Annotated in this window: 16 protein-coding genes; 12 read left to right on the plus strand and 4 right to left on the minus strand. The window is 50.4% G+C overall.

What is annotated here, in order from left to right; all coding sequences use genetic code 11:
- Positions 1-75: 75 nt before the first annotated feature.
- Positions 76-531, plus strand: a complete 456-nt coding sequence (locus HJV72_RS16290) for a spore coat protein CotJB (protein ID WP_208072567.1) — start codon at positions 76-78, stop codon at positions 529-531.
- On the plus strand, positions 531-1,148 hold the full coding sequence (locus tag HJV72_RS16295) for a manganese catalase family protein (protein ID WP_049729926.1): 618 nt from the start codon (positions 531-533) through the stop codon (positions 1,146-1,148). Before HJV72_RS16290 ends, HJV72_RS16295 begins: the two co-directional genes overlap by 1 nt.
- Before the next feature lie 288 nt (positions 1,149-1,436).
- Here HJV72_RS16295 and HJV72_RS16300 read toward each other — a convergent pair whose 3' ends face one another.
- A complete protein-coding gene (locus tag HJV72_RS16300; protein ID WP_049729927.1) occupies positions 1,437-2,018 on the minus strand; it encodes a manganese efflux pump in 582 nt (193 codons plus the stop codon).
- Between the two features lie 114 nt (positions 2,019-2,132).
- Between HJV72_RS16300 and HJV72_RS16305 the strand changes: the two genes are divergently transcribed.
- The 3 genes from HJV72_RS16305 (at position 2,133) to HJV72_RS16315 (ending at position 7,978) form a co-directional block, all read left to right on the plus strand.
- Complete coding sequence (locus HJV72_RS16305; RefSeq protein ID WP_208072569.1) at positions 2,133-3,179, plus strand: M23 family metallopeptidase; 1,047 nt, start codon at positions 2,133-2,135, stop codon at positions 3,177-3,179.
- 78 nt (positions 3,180-3,257) lie between these two features.
- Complete coding sequence (locus HJV72_RS16310) at positions 3,258-5,372, plus strand: sensor domain-containing phosphodiesterase (RefSeq protein ID WP_243765682.1); 2,115 nt, start codon at positions 3,258-3,260, stop codon at positions 5,370-5,372.
- Positions 5,373-5,536: 164 nt separating this feature from the next.
- The gene (locus HJV72_RS16315) at positions 5,537-7,978 is read left to right on the plus strand and encodes a cation-translocating P-type ATPase (protein WP_208072571.1); all 2,442 of its coding nucleotides are present in this window, start codon (positions 5,537-5,539) and stop codon (positions 7,976-7,978) included.
- Between the two features lie 6 nt (positions 7,979-7,984).
- Here the strand turns inward: HJV72_RS16315 and yfcE are convergent, their stop codons facing one another.
- Positions 7,985-8,515, minus strand: coding sequence for a phosphodiesterase (gene yfcE / locus HJV72_RS16320; protein ID WP_049729930.1), 531 nt, complete (start codon positions 8,513-8,515; stop codon positions 7,985-7,987).
- Positions 8,516-8,612: 97 nt separating this feature from the next.
- On the opposite strand from yfcE, the gene HJV72_RS16325 reads away from it, so the two are divergent.
- Complete coding sequence (locus tag HJV72_RS16325) at positions 8,613-9,125, plus strand: GNAT family N-acetyltransferase (protein ID WP_049729931.1); 513 nt, start codon at positions 8,613-8,615, stop codon at positions 9,123-9,125.
- Between the two features lie 30 nt (positions 9,126-9,155).
- Here HJV72_RS16325 and HJV72_RS16330 read toward each other — a convergent pair whose 3' ends face one another.
- Entirely contained in the window at positions 9,156-9,968 is an 813-nt protein-coding gene (locus tag HJV72_RS16330; protein ID WP_208072573.1) for a tyrosine-protein phosphatase, read from the minus strand.
- 194 nt (positions 9,969-10,162) lie between these two features.
- Between HJV72_RS16330 and HJV72_RS16335 the strand changes: the two genes are divergently transcribed.
- Together HJV72_RS16335 and HJV72_RS16340 are read left to right on the plus strand one after the other, a co-directional pair.
- Positions 10,163-10,324: a hypothetical protein gene (locus HJV72_RS16335; protein ID WP_198146295.1), complete on the plus strand. Its 162-nt coding sequence runs from the start codon at positions 10,163-10,165 to the stop codon at positions 10,322-10,324.
- 3 nt (positions 10,325-10,327) lie between these two features.
- Positions 10,328-10,993, plus strand: coding sequence for an HAD family hydrolase (locus HJV72_RS16340; protein WP_049729934.1), 666 nt, complete (start codon positions 10,328-10,330; stop codon positions 10,991-10,993).
- 48 nt (positions 10,994-11,041) lie between these two features.
- On the opposite strand, the gene HJV72_RS16345 is transcribed toward HJV72_RS16340, so the two are convergent.
- Positions 11,042-11,902 (minus strand): class I SAM-dependent methyltransferase, encoded by an 861-nt coding sequence (locus HJV72_RS16345; protein ID WP_208072575.1) that lies wholly within the window; start codon positions 11,900-11,902, stop codon positions 11,042-11,044.
- A gap of 258 nt (positions 11,903-12,160) precedes the next feature.
- On the opposite strand from HJV72_RS16345, the gene HJV72_RS16350 reads away from it, so the two are divergent.
- From HJV72_RS16350 to selA, 4 genes are all read left to right on the plus strand, one after another.
- A complete protein-coding gene (locus HJV72_RS16350) occupies positions 12,161-12,817 on the plus strand; it encodes a PHP domain-containing protein (RefSeq protein ID WP_049730038.1) in 657 nt (218 codons plus the stop codon).
- Between the two features lie 99 nt (positions 12,818-12,916).
- Positions 12,917-13,498 carry a sulfurtransferase-like selenium metabolism protein YedF gene (gene yedF / locus HJV72_RS16355; RefSeq protein WP_208072577.1) on the plus strand — a complete coding sequence of 194 codons (582 nt, stop codon included), beginning with the start codon at positions 12,917-12,919 and terminating at the stop codon, positions 13,496-13,498.
- Between the two features lie 63 nt (positions 13,499-13,561).
- Positions 13,562-14,602: a selenide, water dikinase SelD gene (selD, locus tag HJV72_RS16360; protein ID WP_208072579.1), complete on the plus strand. Its 1,041-nt coding sequence runs from the start codon at positions 13,562-13,564 to the stop codon at positions 14,600-14,602.
- An 85-nt stretch (positions 14,603-14,687) separates the two neighbouring features.
- Positions 14,688-16,115 (plus strand): L-seryl-tRNA(Sec) selenium transferase, encoded by a 1,428-nt coding sequence (gene selA, locus HJV72_RS16365; RefSeq protein WP_208072581.1) that lies wholly within the window; start codon positions 14,688-14,690, stop codon positions 16,113-16,115.
- The last annotated feature ends 4 nt before the right edge of the window (positions 16,116-16,119 follow it).

Here is a 16,119-nt window from a genome sequence, read left to right on the forward strand (position 1 = left end):
TTTTTATGCAGATACTAAAAGTGCAGCAAACTTTTAGCTGGCAAGTATTTAGTATATACAGGAAAGGAGAAAATTATGTCAAAAGAACATTTAGCAATTGCCAATATACCGATGCAGGACTACGGTGAGATATATGATGATAAGAAAGCACTGTGCACCGGTACCATATTTGAAGCGCTGGATATGCCGTTTTTTGCGACGGACAGCGAGAAAGGCAATAAGAAAAGTGCCCTGTTCGGTACGGAAAAGAAGCTGCCGGAACAGGAAGAAAGAGAACAGCTCATGACACAGATAACGGAGGTCAGCTTCGTAATTGATGATCTGACACTATACCTTGACACCCATGGCGCTGAGGCTCAGGCGCTGAGCCTGTTTGAGCAGAAGCTTACGGAGAGGGAGACGCTGAAAAAACAGTTTGCAGAAAAGTTCTACCCGCTTACCCGTGAGTGCATTCCGTATTGTGGTAAGAAAGAGGACGGCAGATTCTGCTGGCAGACTGGGCCGATGCCCTGGGAAGGAGCGTGCGTATAATGTGGCAGTATGAGAAGAGATTACAGTTTCCGGTTAAGATTACAAAGACATGCCCGAAGACGGCGCAGATGATCATAAGCCAGTACGGTGGTCCGGACGGGGAGTTGTCCGCTTCCATGAGATATCTGGCTCAGAGGTATACGATGCCGGTCAAGGCGGTCGGCGGCCTGTTGACAGATATCGGGACAGAAGAGCTGGCCCACATGGAGATTATCTGTGCCATGGTATACCAGCTGACGAAAGACCTTACGATTGAAGAGGCCAAAACAGCAGGTTTTGACGCTTATTATATCGACCACACGACAGCGCTCTGGCCGCAGGCCGCAGCGTCTGTTCCATTTACGGCGCTGGAATTCCAGTCCAAGGGCGACGCAATAGCTGACCTGACCGAGGACCTGGCCGCAGAACAGAAAGCCAGGACCGTCTATGACAATCTGCTGCGCATGATAACGGACCCGGAAGTAAGAGAACCGCTTAAATTCCTGCGTACAAGGGAGATTGTCCACTTCCAGCGTTTCGGCGAGGCGCTGGAGAAGACGAAGGACGAGCTGGACAGCAATAATTTCTACTACTTCAACCCTGAATTTGACAAAGACAAATTCCACGGTAAGCTTTAGAAGGCCAGAACAGGTGTGAAGCGGTAAGTCTGCTCTTTTTCATGCATGTATATTGCGTGTATGGAGGAGGGCAGCCTTATCCTTTTGTCTTCAAGCCAGTGAAATTATTGCAAGAAAAGTAGATGGGCAGTGTCTGCCTGGATTCGGCGGAAGAGAAAAACGGGCAATTACCGGATGAAGGATAATAATACGAAGTGTTTGGAAGATTTCAGAAAGATATATGTAGGCAATAAGAACCGGAAGGAAAAGAGGTGTACATTCTGGTTCTTATTTTTTTGGGCTTTGATGCTATAGCAGCATCTCGTACAGCCCGAGTACGATCAGTATCATGCCGGAGACCGGTCCGGCCCACCGTTTCAAAGCGCCCGATACTCCTATCCGGCCTATTTTATTACCGGCGTGCAGGAATACCATACAGATGAGTAAAGTGGCGATGGAGGTGGGGATGAGCTTCATCCCTGAGATGCTGGCGCCTATGCCCATTCCCATATTATTTACGGTGAGCGCGCAGGCGATGAGGATTGCTTCTTTCAGAGATATCGTCTTATCCGGCGGTTCTGCCTCCGGATTATCCCAGTCATCCGGCGGCAGCTTGCCCTGACGGTACTCTATTATGGATTTTACCGTATAATACAGGCCAAGGATGATGAGGACGACACAGCCGATTCTCTGGGTGACGCTGGCCGGAATGAATAAGGTGAGCTGCAGTCCCATATAGATGGAGAATATCGTTCCGGCAAATGTAATCAGGCTGATGACAATATTTTCAGCAAAGGGTACGCGCTCCTTTTTGATACCATAGGATATTCCGACGATCAGGGTGTCTATGTTGGCGGACAATGCAAACAGTATAGATGATATAAGGTGCATGGACATTGCTCCTGACTTTAGGTGTATACTCTTTTTACTAATATATTCAAAAGGGCGGCATATGGAACTGTCCCATGTCATAGACTGTTAGGAATCCGTTATACAGGAGCATGTATGCGTAAGTTTGTTATATCACCGAAGGGCATTGCCGCCGAGCTGCTTCTGATTGTCCTTGCCGCCGCGCTTCTATTTGGAAGGGCAAACGCGGAGAAGACGGCCGCCGTGGCAAATGAGAAGGAAGATGACTATATCAAATGGGTGGAGTTTAATGTATGTTATGAGGCATTGGACAAAGCGTACCAGTATGATGTAGACACCTACGGTAAGGAACCACATCTGGACTGGGTAGAGCTGCTTTCATATCTCGGGGCAAAGTACGGGGGCGATTTTACAAGCTATAAGGCCAGTGACATGGATACGCTGGCAGAACAGCTGTCCCAGGACGGGACCGATATGGAAACACTCACGAAAGACATGCAGTATTATGAATATTACCATGAGGCTTATGAGTCCGTGCTCGGCGGCATGGTCGGAACGTTCAAGATCCAGGGGGAAGACGGGAAATATACAGAAACATACGGACTGAAAGCCTTCCATCCTATCGCCAAAGGCTTCCCTTACGGTGATTATGATGATTTTGGAGTATCCAGGACCTATGGCTATAAGAGAAACCACCTGGGGCATGATATGATGGGGCAGGTGGGTACGCCGGTAGTGGCTGTGGAGTCCGGCTATGTGATGGAGCTCGGGTGGAACCAGTACGGCGGATGGCGTATAGGCGTAAGCAGCTTCGACAACAGGCGGTACTATTACTATGCTCATCTGCGCCAGGACTTCCCTTTTGCCAAATCGTTGAAAGAAGGCTCGGTCGTGCAGGCCGGAGATGTCATCGGCTATATGGGACGTACAGGATACAGTACGAAAGAGAATGTCAATAACATCGACACGTATCATCTGCATTTTGGCCTGCAGCTTATCTTTGACGAATCCCAGAGGGAAGGGAACAATGAGATATGGATAGACCCTTATCCGCTCGTCCGGTTCCTGTACAGAAACCAGTCGACGGCAAAACGGGATGATGCCACGAAGGAGTGGCAGCGCATATATAATATCAAAGATCCGGCGGCAGAGAAATACATAAAAGACAGCCAAGACAAGTGAAAGATTACTTTTACAGCCAGCTGAAAGTAGAGTATAATAGCTATATCAGATTTGAAGGACAGGACAGGAGGCTGCAAATTGGAATACGATCAGATATCTTCTCTTATATTAGATGAAAGTGAAAACATGGTATATATATCAGATATGGAGAACTATGAGTTGGTGTATATGAACAAAGCGCTGATGGAAAAGTTTGACATCGACCGTAAGTGCATCGGGGACAAATGTTATAAAGTCCTTCAGGGGCTGGATAGTCCGTGTCCGTTCTGTACGAACGAGTATCTGAAGAAGAATGGCTGTCATGTATGGAAACATTACAATCCTATATTGAAACAACACTACGAACTGAAAGATAAGCTGATAGAGATTGACGGCAGGAGCATGCGGCTGGAAATCAGCATGGACATTACAGAATCTGAGGCAGAGCACCTGGAACTGGAGCGGCAGCTGTCTGTAGAAGAGACGCTGGTGGAATGTATTCATACGCTGTCGGAACATACGGAGATTGATACGGCTATCGAAAAGCTGCTGCGTATAATCGGCGAATTCTATCAGGCGGAGCGTGCATATATATTTGAGATAGATTACGATGCACGGACAGTGTCAAATTCTTATGAATGGTGCAGAGAGGGTGTTACGCCTCAGATTGACAATCTGCAGAAGCTTCCCATCTGCGTGGTGGATGTATGGCTTGAAACATTCAAGTCCAGGGGTGAATTTTATGTTGATTCCCTATGTGAATTTGTGGAGGAAGGTTCGGAGGATTATGAACTCCTTGCCTCCCAGGGGATTGAGAAGCTCATGGCAGCGCCCTTCTGGAAGGAGGGGGCGCTTATGGGATTCATCGGTGTGGATAATCCTACCTGTGGCACGGAACAGATAAAGCTGCTCCAGTCTGTGCCGTACTTTATAGAAAATGACATAACAAAGCGGCATATGCTCGATAACTTCCGGAAGCTGAGCTACAGAGATACCCTGACCGGACTTGGGAACCGCAACCTTTATATAGAGACGATTGAGAAGCTGCAGGATACGGAGCTTAATTCGCTGGGCGTCGTGTTTATCGACATCAATTCGCTGAAGGCATCTAACGACAAATACGGACATGAGTACGGAGACTGCATCATCCAGAATGTGGCATCCGGACTGTCTGAAATATTTCCGGAAAATGCATACCGTGTCGGGGGAGACGAGTTTGTCTGCCTGTTCATCAATGGCGGCCAGAGCGAGTTTGACAACCGCCTTATGCGTCTGCGGAGGTTTGAGCAGGAAGATTGTATGTGTGACTTTTCCATGGGAATCAATTATCGTGTGGGCAACGTGGACGTCAAAGAGCAGATTGGATACAGCGACAACATGATGTATGTCGAGAAGCAGGTCTATTATGGCAATGGCGTAGAAGGGAAAAACTCCTATCACGAGATGCTTGCCAAAAGGCTTGTAGAAGAAATTGCGTCAGGCGAATTTGAAGTGTACCTGCAGCCGAAGGTAAATATAGATACAGGAGAACTGTACGGCGCGGAGGCGCTTGTCAGAAGGCGGACGGGGGATGGGGAAGTTCTTATGCCGGGACAGTTCATCCCTTTGTATGAGGCTGAGGGGGTTATCCAGCAGCTGGATCTGTATGTGTTCGAAGAGGTGTGCAGGCTTCTGGATAACTGGAAGGAAAAAGGATACCGTATGATTCCGATTGCCGTCAATTTCTCCAGAATCAGCCTGATGGGGATAGACATCATAGAAAGCCTTGCCAGGATAAGAGGAAAGTATCAGGTCGCCCCCGGACTATTGACGATCGAGGTTACGGAGAGCATAAGCAGGATGGGAGCAGAGGCGCTGGGACAACTGATGGAGCGGTTTAAAGATCACGGATTTGCATTCTCTCTGGACGATTACGGGACGAAATATTCCAATCTGTCGCTTCTCGCCCGACTGGAATTCAAGGAGCTTAAGATTGATCAGAGCCTTATCAGGGATATCATGACGAACAGACGCTCGCGCATCGTGCTGGAACACACGATTCAGATGTGCCAGGAGCTGGGAATCATCACGGCGGTCGCCGAAGGGATAGAGACGGAGGAACAGCGAGAGCTTCTAAAGAGCTACCACTGTGATATCGGACAGGGATTTCTCTTTTCCGAGCCGATACCGATAGGAGAATTTCTGGACAAGTATGGAAGAGACTATCTATATTGACGTATAGGCCGGAAGGGCTTGCAGGAAAAATAAGACAAAATTCAGAAACTGTTTATAGAATTATAAGGTGTGCAGAGGTATAATTACCTTATGTTTCCCTGCGGTGCAAATTTGCGCGGTACGAAGTGTAAGCGCTGCCGGAGGGTCAGCTTAAGGAGGATATCATGTTTTTGAGGCGGAAGTCCGGATATGGGACAGAAACAGAAGAAGAGACATATGATTATGAGGAAGAGCGTGCTCCGGTCACACGCTGCGAGCCGGACTACAGAGAGGGCCTTTCAGCCAGGCAGGTGGAGGAATATGCCGCGGCGGGATACCGGAACGTCTCTGTGGATCCCCCGGCGCAGACAGTAAAAGAAATTGTACATGAAAATGTATTTACGTATTTCAACCTTATATTCGGAGTACTGGCCGTGCTGCTCTGTCTGGTCGGGTCCTTCCGTAACCTGACGTTTCTGCCGGTCATCATCGCCAATACGCTTATCGGCATCGTGCAGGAAATCCGGGCCAAGAACACCCTTGAAAAGCTGACGATGCTCCATGCGCCGCAGGCGTCTGTGGTGCGTGAAGGAAGGACGTCGACAGTCGATTCTGAGGAACTGGTGCTGGATGATATCGTCATCTTCAAAGCAGGAAATCAGATCTGCGCGGATGCGGTCGTGGCAGCAGGCGAGGTGCAGGTCAACGAATCTCTTCTGACCGGAGAGTCCGAAGAGATTACGAAGAAAAGGGGAGACCATCTGATGTCCGGAAGCTTTGTAGTCGCCGGACAGTGCCACGCGAGGCTGGAATATGTGGGAGCCGATTCCTATATATCCAAGCTGACGCTGGAAGCCAAGGCGATGCAGAAGGGCGAGCAGTCTGAGATGATGCGTTCTTTGAACAAGCTGGTGAAGTTCATCGGCATCGCTCTCATACCGATTGGAATCGCCCTTGTGGTACAGGGACTGTTCTTCAACCATGAGACGTTCCGCAGCAGCATCACCTCCATGGTAGCTGCTGTTATCGGAATGATACCGGAGGGCCTTTATCTTCTTGCCAGTGTCGCGCTGGCGGTCAGTTCCATGCGGCTCGCAAAGCAGAAGGTGCTGCTTCACGACATGAAGAGCATCGAGACGCTGGCGAGGGTGGACGTGCTCTGTGTGGACAAGACCGGGACGATTACAGAGAATACGATGAGCGTCAAGAAGCTTATTCCAGTCAGTACCAAAGGTGATGACAGCCTCTCCAGGCAGGTTGGAGATTTTGCGCTTGCCATGAGCAGCGACAACAGCACGATGGAAGCGCTCAAGTCTTACTTTAAGGAGCACTCGGACGAGAAGCCGGTCAAGGTTACGCCGTTTACGTCCAAGACGAAATACAGCGGAGTCACCTATGAGGACAAGGCCCACGTGCTCGGTGCCCCGGAATTCATCCTCCGGGACGATTATGAGACGTATAAAGAGGAGATTCAGCAGTATGCGGGGAAGGGATACCGGGTGCTTGTCTTTGCAGACTATGATGGTGAGGTTGACGGGAAAGCGCTGACAGGAAAGGCGATGCCCCTTGCCTATATACTTCTGGCCAACCCGGTCAGGAAGGAAGCGCCTGAGACATTTGCTTATTTTGCAGAGCAGGGAGTAGAAGTGAAAGTCATATCCGGCGATAACCCGCTGACGGTGTCGGAGGTGGCCAAGGAAGCCGGTATCAGAAATGCTGAGAGCTATGTGGACGCTGCCACGCTTCATACGGACGAGGACATTGCGGAAGCAATAGCAGATTATACCGTGTTCGGACGTGTGACGCCGGCACAGAAGCGCCAGTTCGTGCAGGCGCTCAAAAGTCAGGGAAGGACCGTTGCCATGACCGGTGACGGTGTCAACGATGTGCTCGCGCTTAAGGATGCGGACTGCAGCGTCGCCATGGCATCCGGGAGCGAGGCGGCAGTCCAGGCTTCCCAGGTGGTGCTGCTCGAGTCGGATTTTTCGTGCATGCCTTCTGTTGTCCTGGAAGGCCGCAGGGTTGTCAATAATATCCAGCGCTCGGCAAGCCTGTTTCTTGTCAAGAATATATTCTCCTTCCTGCTATCATTGTTTTCAGTGGCCTTTATGATTACCTATCCTCTGGAACCGTCACAGATATCGCTGATCAGTATGTTTACCATAGGGATACCGGCGTTCTTCCTGGCACTGCAGCCGAACAGGGAGGTGATCAGGGGACATTTCCTGACGAATGTATTCCTGAAGGCGCTGCCGGCAGGACTGACAGACGTGCTTGCGGTCGGCGCACTCGTCGTGTTCGGCAGAACCTTTGACGTGAGCCCGACGGATATCTCTACAGCGGCAACGATGCTGCTTGCAATTGTCGGATTTATGATTCTGTTCAAGATATGCCAGCCGCTCAATACGCTGCGGATCATCGTCTGGATCGGGAGCATTACCGGACTTCTGGCGTGTAGCATCTTCCTTCCTGATCTGTTCGCCATTACGGGAATGTCCGCGGAATGTATCATGCTTTTCGTCGTATTTTCAATCGCGACAGAGCCTGTGCTGCGCTACCTGACGCTGCTGGTCGGATGGCTGAGGCAGCTTTACCGGAAACGGATTAAGAAAGAGGCCGTGGAATGAGGCGGCTTAGATATCTAATGTGCCGCCATCCAGGTCTTTCCACTGAAAACGGCCGTCAAACAGCATATAGCCGCGTGAGGAGCCTTCCTTCGGGATAGAGACGGAGCCGGGATTCATATACGTATAACCATCCATGTCCTCATTGGCCGGTACGTGGGTGTGCCCGTTCAGCAGGACATCTCCTTTTTTTAGGGGAGGCGGCGTCTGGGGATTAAAGTGGTGGCCGTGGGTGGCGTATACAGTACGTCCGCCGAGTTCCAGCAGGCAGTAATCCGCCATGACCGGGAAATCAAGAACCATCTGGTCTACTTCTGTATCACAGTTGCCACGGACGCAGAGCAGTTCCCCCTTCATCGCGTTCAGCATGGAGGCGACCTCCTTCGGATGATATTCTTTCGGCAGGTCATTGCGGGGACCGTGGTACAGGATATCGCCGAGCAGCAGAAGGCGGTCTGCCTTCTCCTTGTGGTATGCGTCAATCATTTTTCTACAGTAATATGCTGATCCGTGGATATCAGATGCAATCATAATTTTCATAACATATATGTTCCTTTCCGTTTGTTTTTGCATATTTTATCATAACACAACTGCCATTCGTTTACTACCTGCTGACGGATGGAGAGAGGGAGGCTTTATGAGCAAGAGAATGAGTATTGAGCGGGCAGGGTATGGCGATGTTCCTGCGATTCGGAGAATCATGGTAGAGGCCCACCGGCTTATCCATGATTCGGGCTGGTATGTCATCGATGATACCTCTTTTCTGGAACGGCATATCGAAGAAGAGGGTATTACATTAAAAGCTGTTATGGACGATGCTATGGCGGGTTTCCTTGTTGTCCGTTATCCGGGAAATTCTGAAGATAATCTCGGGAGCTATATAAAGCTTACGGAAGAACAGGGGATGGCAGTGGCGCATATGGAGTCCGCGGCTGTCGTTCCTCATTTCCGCGGCCGCGGAATCCAGAAGCAGCTCATGGACAGCGGCGAGAAACTGCTGGCGGGTACGGAATATAAATATGTGATGGGAACGGCACACCCGGATAACATCTACAGTGTAAATAATTTCCTGAAGCTTGGATATGACATTGTAGCGGAAGAAGAGAAGTACGGAGGACTGCCCCGCTATGTATTCTTTAAAAACATATGAGGCACAATACATAATGCTGCCAAGGCACTGTTACTCGAGGTACAGTGCCTTTAATGTGTCCCTTTTAGCTTCGTCCAGTCCGACTTTATCTTCCAGGAACGCACGGATGCTGCCAGATGTCTGCTTCATAATGGTAAAGACCCTTTCAAGATAATCTTCCTTTACTCCCATACAGATCCGTATGCTTTCCAGTGCAGACGATTCTTTGATCCGGTGGGAGAGCTGGCTTATAATCTTGTCAACCTCTTTTTGCAGAAACGTGCCTGTCATCATATAGTCTTCCATAATCGTATCGTAATCCACGCCCAGTGTAAAGAGAAGCATAGCGGTACCGATACCGACCCGGTCCTTACCGGCGCTGCAGTGCCAGAGCGTGGCGCCGCCGGTCTGTGCCGCGAGGAAATCAAAAAAGCGGCGGTACTGCTTCAGCGAGTATTCGTTGGTGATGATTTCTTCATACATCTGCCGCATATAGGCGGCCGGGTCTATGCCCCGCTCTTTCATGCTTATGGTGGCCTCTCCGAGGGAGAGCTGCCTGTCGGATTCTTCATCGTGGGTAATTCCGGCTGTCATGGCTTCTAAAATGGGATTGCTTATGTGCTGCACCCCTGGAATATCCGGGTCCGGGCTTTCGGACTGTTCATGCGTGGTGCGGAAGTCTACTATGTTCTTTAAGCCGTATGTATAGACGAGGGTCTCCTTGTCCTGCCGGGTCATATCACGGAGCATGCCGCTTCTTATGAGTCTGCAGGGTCTGATGTGCCGGTTTCCTGCTGCGGGGAACCCGCCAAGGTCACGTGTGTTGAAGAGCCCTTCAAGTGGAATTCGTTTTATTTCTTTCATAATGGCCGACCTTTCTTATTATTGATACTTTTCAGTATACCTCATTGAGCTGCCTGCATTCAATACGTTGGTATGGAAATGGAGGAAGAATTTGTCACGCCACAGCAGAGTGTGATATACTGTCTTTATACAGATTGATCTGCCATAGGCTGCTGCCGGCAGATCGCAGCAGGACAGCAAAGGGGGATATCATCATGACAGAAGAATTGATAAAAGAAGTGAAGCATATTCAGAAATGTCTTGCAGGTAAAGACATGCGGGGCGACGAGTGGGAGGAGAAGCAGGAGATTATCAACAAGCTTGAAGAGGTATCGGATTATTTGAAGGATGCTCTTGGGAAAGGAATTGAGTTTTAGAAGATGATAGATGCACTTATATTTGACATGGACGGCCTGCTGTTTGATTCTGAGCGCATTGTCCAGCGCTCTTGGGAGGACTGCGGCAACGTACTTGGGATTCCGCAAATGGGCAGTCATATATATCATACGCTTGGGATGAACGCAGCCAGCCGGAGAGTATATTTTTCACAGGCTGTCGGAGCGGATTTTCCACATGAGGAGTTTGCGGCTCTAACGAGGGTGCGTTTCCGTGAGATAACAGATAGGGAGGGGCTTCCTATGAAACCCGGGGTCAAAGAGCTTCTTCGGTATGCGCGGGCGCACGGGCTTAAGACTGCTGTCGCCACTTCTTCAAGAGGCGAATATGCGCTGCGCAATCTGACGGATGCTGGAATCAAAGAATACTTTGACGGCTTCGCATTCGGTGATATGGTGAGCCGGGCCAAGCCGGATCCAGAGATATATCTGTCCGCGTGTGGCGCGATTGAAACAGAAGCCGGCCGCTGCATGGCCCTGGAGGATTCTCCAAACGGCATACGTTCTGCCCACGCTGCGGGTATGGTGCCTGTGATGGTGCCCGACCTGGTAAGTCCGGATGAAGAATTGACGAGGCTTACATATAAAGTAGTGGAAACGCTGCACGAGGTACCTGCGCTGCTGGAGGCCTTCAATGGGAGAGGAGAGTAAACTGGGGCGCCGGACGGAAGCCGGGTAGCATCTCCTTTACGAAACCAACTACTCTGCCTCCCATCGGCCGGAGGCCCCGCAGGGCAGTACCAGCCCCGAGTCTGTGACAGGCAGCCCGATTTCCTGGGAGTCTACATGGCCGTTATATTTCTTTAATTCCGTGCTGAGCATATAGGTCAGCACGGCAGGGGCAAGCCCTGTCGTATAAGAGTTGACAAGGAAGAACAGAGGCTGTTTGGACAATAGCTGGGCACATAATCTGATAAGCGGGTGTATGGCGTCTTCGATCTTCCAGATTTCCCCTTTTGGTCCTCGCCCGTATGACGGGGGATCCATAATGACGGCGTCGTATGTGTTACCCCGGCGTATTTCCCGCTCCACGAACTTGACGCAGTCATCCACAAGCCATCGTACTGGCCTGTCAGAAAGTCCCGAAGACGCTGCGTTTTCCTTTGCCCAGGCAACCATGCCCTTAGAGGCATCGACGTGGGTGACGCTTGCGCCTGCCGCTGCCGCCGCTAGAGTGGCGCCGCCGGTATAGGCGAACAGGTTCAGAACTTTTACGGGGCGTCCCGCTTTTTTTATCTTATCGGAAAACCAGTCCCAGTTTACGGCCTGTTCCGGGAAGAGTCCTGTATGCTTGAAGCTAAAAGGCTTCAAGTTAAAAGTCAGCTCCTTATAGTGAATCTGCCATTGCTCAGGCAGATGGAAGAACTCCCATTCTCCGCCGCCCTTCTTGCTGCGGTGGTAGTGGCCGTTTTTATCATGCCATCCTTTATGTTCCTTCGGGGTATCCCAGATGACCTGGGGGTCCGGGCGTACGAGGAGATAGCCGCCCCATCGTTCGAGCTTTTCGCCTCTGCTGCAATCTAATACTTCATAATCTTTCCACTGGTCTGCAATCCACATGTATATGAAATTCCTTTCTGTCCTTATTCTTCAATGTTGAAGCGGAACAAGGCAGATATGCCCTCTTCCGTGTATATCATGGGACAAGTATATCACAAAACATCTATAAAATCATCATATAGATAATCTCTATAATAGACGGCCATTATAAAAAAAGTCTATTTGATGGGCGGACGGAAGGTTTATATAATGTACATAGGTATTATTGCGGGGAACCGCTACATTTTATATTGCTTTAAGCAGACAGGAGTGGACGGCATGTTTATTGATATGCATATGCATGAGATGACTTATTCAAAAGACAGTTTCCTTACGCTGCGGGAAATCGTGGAGATAGGAAAAGAAAGGGGATTAGGAGGCATCTGCATTACAGACCATGACAGCATGGGACTGAGGGAGCATGCCAGAGAATATTCTGTAGAAGTGGATTTTCCCATTTTTACGGGGATTGAATATTATTCTCTGGAAGGAGATATCGTCGCATTCGGTATCAGGGAATATCCCAAAGAGCGTATACCGGCGCAAGAATTTATTGATATGGTCAAGTCCCAGGGCGGGGTCTGCTTTGCCGCGCATCCGTTCCGGAATAACAACAGGGGACTGGAAGAACATCTGCTGAAGGTGAAGGGGCTGGACGGCATAGAGGTGCTGAACGGAAGTACTTCACGCGAAGCATGCGGCAGGGCAGCGCTTTATGCCGACAGGCTTGATCTTGTCACTTTGGGCTCCAGCGACTGCCATGTACCGGAAAAGGTCGGCGTATGTGCCACTTATTTTCCGGAGGAAGTAAAGACGGAGGAGGAATTGCTTCGTGCCTTTAGGAAAGGCGGACTGAGACCGGCATATTACCACAATGGAAGGTATCATATCGTGGGGCTTGAAAGAAGCCTTGTCCCGCAATATTATACGAGATAAATGCTAATTTCCCATTTACCTTTTTCGGCATCAGTGATAGAATGTGTCTATAAGTGCCAGGTGTTGGGAACATCAAATTACTGGAAAGGTGGAAGTACGATGATTACAGTCAATGCAATGGGAGACAATTGTCCTGTCCCGGTTATCAAGACCAAAAAGGCAATACAGGCGCTTACAGGGCCGGAGACGATTGAAGTTCTGGTAGACAATGAGATTGCCGTGCAGAATGTGACAAAGATGGCAGAGAGCGAGGGAGGCAGGGTTGCTTCAGAGCAGACGGCTGAGGGAGCATATAAGATAACGATACAGATGGAGGACGCTCTGGCTGAAAAGGAAGAGGAGAACGAGCCCCTTGTAGTTGCCGTTTCCTCCGACCGGATGGGCACGGGCAACGACGAACTAGGGAAGGTGCTCATGAAGGGCTTTCTCTTTGCCGTAACGCAGCTCGATGTGCTTCCGAAGACGATGCTGTTCTATAATGGAGGCGCGACCCTTACGGCGGAAGGTTCGGATTCTCTGGAAGATCTGAGGCTTCTTGAGTCCCAGGGCGTCGAGATCATGACGTGCGGGACATGCCTTGACTATTATGGCCTGAAGGAGAAGCTTGCGGTCGGAACGGTGACCAATATGTACAGCATAGTTGAGACTATGGCGGGGGCGTCTAAGATAATCAAGCCGTAACGGGAGCAGAAACTGGCCAAAGACACGGGACAGTTCAGATACAGACAGGAGGATGACAGGCATATGAAGCCAGAAGTGAGGCTGACACAGCTGAGCAAGACTGCGGGGTGAGCGGCCAAGTTAGGTCCGGAGACCCTTGCCCAGGTTCTGGGTAAGCTGCCGCAGTTTGAGGATGAAAATTTAATAGTAGGCATTGAGACATCAGATGATGCGGCCATATATAAGGTGACAGACGATATTGCCATGATTCAGACCGTGGACTTCTTTACGCCTATCGTGGATGACCCGTATATGTTCGGGCAGATTGCAGCGGCAAATTCGCTGAGCGATGTATGGGCTATGGGAGGCGAACCGGCGGTGGCCCTGAACGTTGTCGGATTTCCGAACTGTCTGGATCCGTCCATACTCGGGGACATACTGGCGGGAGGTGCCGCGAAGGTCAAGGAAGCCGGCGCCGTGCTGGTGGGCGGCCATTCGGTACAGGACGACGAGCCGAAGTATGGGCTGTGCGTATCAGGCTTCGTGCATCCGGACAAGATATTTAAAAATTATGGATGCAGGCCGGGCGATATCCTCGTGCTGACAAAACAGATAGGAAGTGGCGTCGTCAATACAGCCATCAAAGCAGAGATGGCATCCCCGGGAGCTGTCCGTGAGGCGCAGACAGTCATGGCATCGCTGAATAAGAAGGCGAAGCAGGTCGTAGAGCGCTTCGACGTATCGGCCTGTACGGACATCACGGGCTTCGGCTTGCTGGGCCACTGCGTGGAGATGGCCTCTGCAAGCGGTGTCACTTTTGAACTGAACGTGCGCGACATCGCCTACTTTGATGACGCCGTCGACTACGCGAAGATGGGGCTGATACCGGCAGGGGCATATAAGAACAGAGGATATTCCATAGATAAAGTAGAGACCGGGTCTGTGGAAGAGCATTATCTGGATCTGCTGTATGACCCACAGACCTCGGGAGGACTTCTCATCAGCGTGGCAGAAGAAAACCTTGCAGAGATGATGGGCGATTTCCGACAGGCAGGAATGGATACAAAAGTGTCAGTCATCGGGAGAGTAGCCGAGAAAAGTGACAGATTAATCAGGTTATTTTAAAAGGGGTCAGACCCCTATGCATATAGGGGTCTGACCCCTTTGAAGATTTTCACACAATTCAAACTATTTTGAAAGGAACAGTATTATGGACAAGAATATGTTGTACCGCAGTATTCCTAAGGTGGATGTGCTCCTGGAGAGCAAGGCCGTCCAGGGGATGATTGAACATTACAGCAGGGATACGGTGATGGAAGCGATTCGTGTTGAGACGGACAAGCTGCGTGCGTTTATCGGCCGATGTGATGATGAGGAGATGGCGAAGGCTCAGATTGAGATGCTGACGGCCCATATCGAGATGACGGTGGCAGCCATGCACAGGCCGAATATGCGTATGGTCATCAATGGAACCGGGACGATTCTTCACACGAATCTGGGCAGAGCTCCAATCAGCGGGGAACATATGAGGAAGGTGGCAGCGATTGCAACCGGATATTCCAACCTTGAGTACAATCTGGAAGAGGGCCGGCGCGGCGAGCGTTATTCTCATTTCGAGAAGCTGCTGTGCAAGCTGACAGGGGCGGAAGCTGCCATGGCGGTTAATAACAATGCAGCTGCAGTCATGCTTATCCTGAGTTCCATAGCCAAGGGGGGAGAGGTGGTCGTCTCCCGGGGAGAGCTGGTGGAAATCGGAGGCAAATTCCGCATACCTGACGTGATGGAACAAAGTGGCGCCACACTTGTCGAGGTGGGAACGACGAACAAGACACATTATGATGATTACGAACATGCGGTGACAGAGGCGACGAAGGCGCTGCTTAAGGTGCACACGAGCAATTACCGTATCGTAGGATTCACAGATACGGTGCAAATTGACGAGCTCGTTCCCCTCGCAAGGGAACATGATCTTCCTGTGATAGAAGATCTCGGCAGCGGCGTGCTGATTGACCTGAGCAGATATGGCCTGACGTACGAACCTACCGTACAGAATTCGATTGCCAAAGGCGCGGATGTCGTCTGCTTCAGCGGAGACAAGCTGCTTGGGGGTCCGCAGGCAGGCATTATCATCGGCAAGAAGAAATACATCGATATGATGAAAAAGAACCAGCTGACGCGGGCACTGCGCATCGACAAATTTACGGCTGCCACGCTGGAACTTGTACTGCAGGAGTACCTTTCTGAAAAGAAGGCAGTGGAAAATATCCCGGTGCTGCGGATGATTACAAAACCGCTTGAAGAAGTGGAGAAGGAAGCCCGTGGGTTTGCGAGTATGCTGGAAGATGCACATCTGCCGGCAGAGATTAAGACGGAGCACTGCGAGTCACAGATAGGCGGCGGCTCGCTGCCGCTGGAAAGGATACCGAGCATGGCAGTATCCATCCATCCGGAGAAAATCAGCGTGCCGGAGTTTGAAGAGCGCCTCCGCCACCTGCCGGTGCCGGTAATTCCAAGGACGGTGAACGACACAATCCTCTTGGATGTCCGCACCCTTGGACAAAGAGATTATAAATTGATAACAGAGCAGATAAAAGAACTGGATGTACTGGAAGAGACAAGTCTTATCGCATCACGTTAAGGAG

The organism is Extibacter sp. GGCC_0201 (assembly GCF_017566055.1).
GTDB lineage: Bacteria > Bacillota > Clostridia > Lachnospirales > Lachnospiraceae > Extibacter.

What these genes read in the sequence shown, in the direction of transcription:
- HJV72_RS16290 (WP_208072567.1), top strand. Translation starts at nt 76, where the DNA reads ATGTCAAAAGAACATTTAGCAATTGCCAATATACCGATGCAGGACTAC.
- HJV72_RS16295 (WP_049729926.1), top strand. Translation starts at nt 531, where the DNA reads ATGTGGCAGTATGAGAAGAGATTACAGTTTCCGGTTAAGATTACAAAG.
- HJV72_RS16300 (WP_049729927.1), bottom strand. Translation starts at nt 2,018, where the DNA reads ATGCACCTTATATCATCTATACTGTTTGCATTGTCCGCCAACATAGAC.
- HJV72_RS16305 (WP_208072569.1), top strand. Translation starts at nt 2,133, where the DNA reads ATGCGTAAGTTTGTTATATCACCGAAGGGCATTGCCGCCGAGCTGCTT.
- HJV72_RS16315 (WP_208072571.1), top strand. Translation starts at nt 5,537, where the DNA reads ATGTTTTTGAGGCGGAAGTCCGGATATGGGACAGAAACAGAAGAAGAG.
- yfcE (WP_049729930.1), bottom strand. Translation starts at nt 8,515, where the DNA reads ATGAAAATTATGATTGCATCTGATATCCACGGATCAGCATATTACTGT.
- HJV72_RS16325 (WP_049729931.1), top strand. Translation starts at nt 8,613, where the DNA reads ATGAGCAAGAGAATGAGTATTGAGCGGGCAGGGTATGGCGATGTTCCT.
- HJV72_RS16330 (WP_208072573.1), bottom strand. Translation starts at nt 9,968, where the DNA reads ATGAAAGAAATAAAACGAATTCCACTTGAAGGGCTCTTCAACACACGT.
- HJV72_RS16335 (WP_198146295.1), top strand. Translation starts at nt 10,163, where the DNA reads ATGACAGAAGAATTGATAAAAGAAGTGAAGCATATTCAGAAATGTCTT.
- HJV72_RS16340 (WP_049729934.1), top strand. Translation starts at nt 10,328, where the DNA reads ATGATAGATGCACTTATATTTGACATGGACGGCCTGCTGTTTGATTCT.
- HJV72_RS16345 (WP_208072575.1), bottom strand. Translation starts at nt 11,902, where the DNA reads ATGTGGATTGCAGACCAGTGGAAAGATTATGAAGTATTAGATTGCAGC.
- HJV72_RS16350 (WP_049730038.1), top strand. Translation starts at nt 12,161, where the DNA reads ATGTTTATTGATATGCATATGCATGAGATGACTTATTCAAAAGACAGT.
- yedF (WP_208072577.1), top strand. Translation starts at nt 12,917, where the DNA reads ATGATTACAGTCAATGCAATGGGAGACAATTGTCCTGTCCCGGTTATC.
- selA (WP_208072581.1), top strand. Translation starts at nt 14,688, where the DNA reads ATGGACAAGAATATGTTGTACCGCAGTATTCCTAAGGTGGATGTGCTC.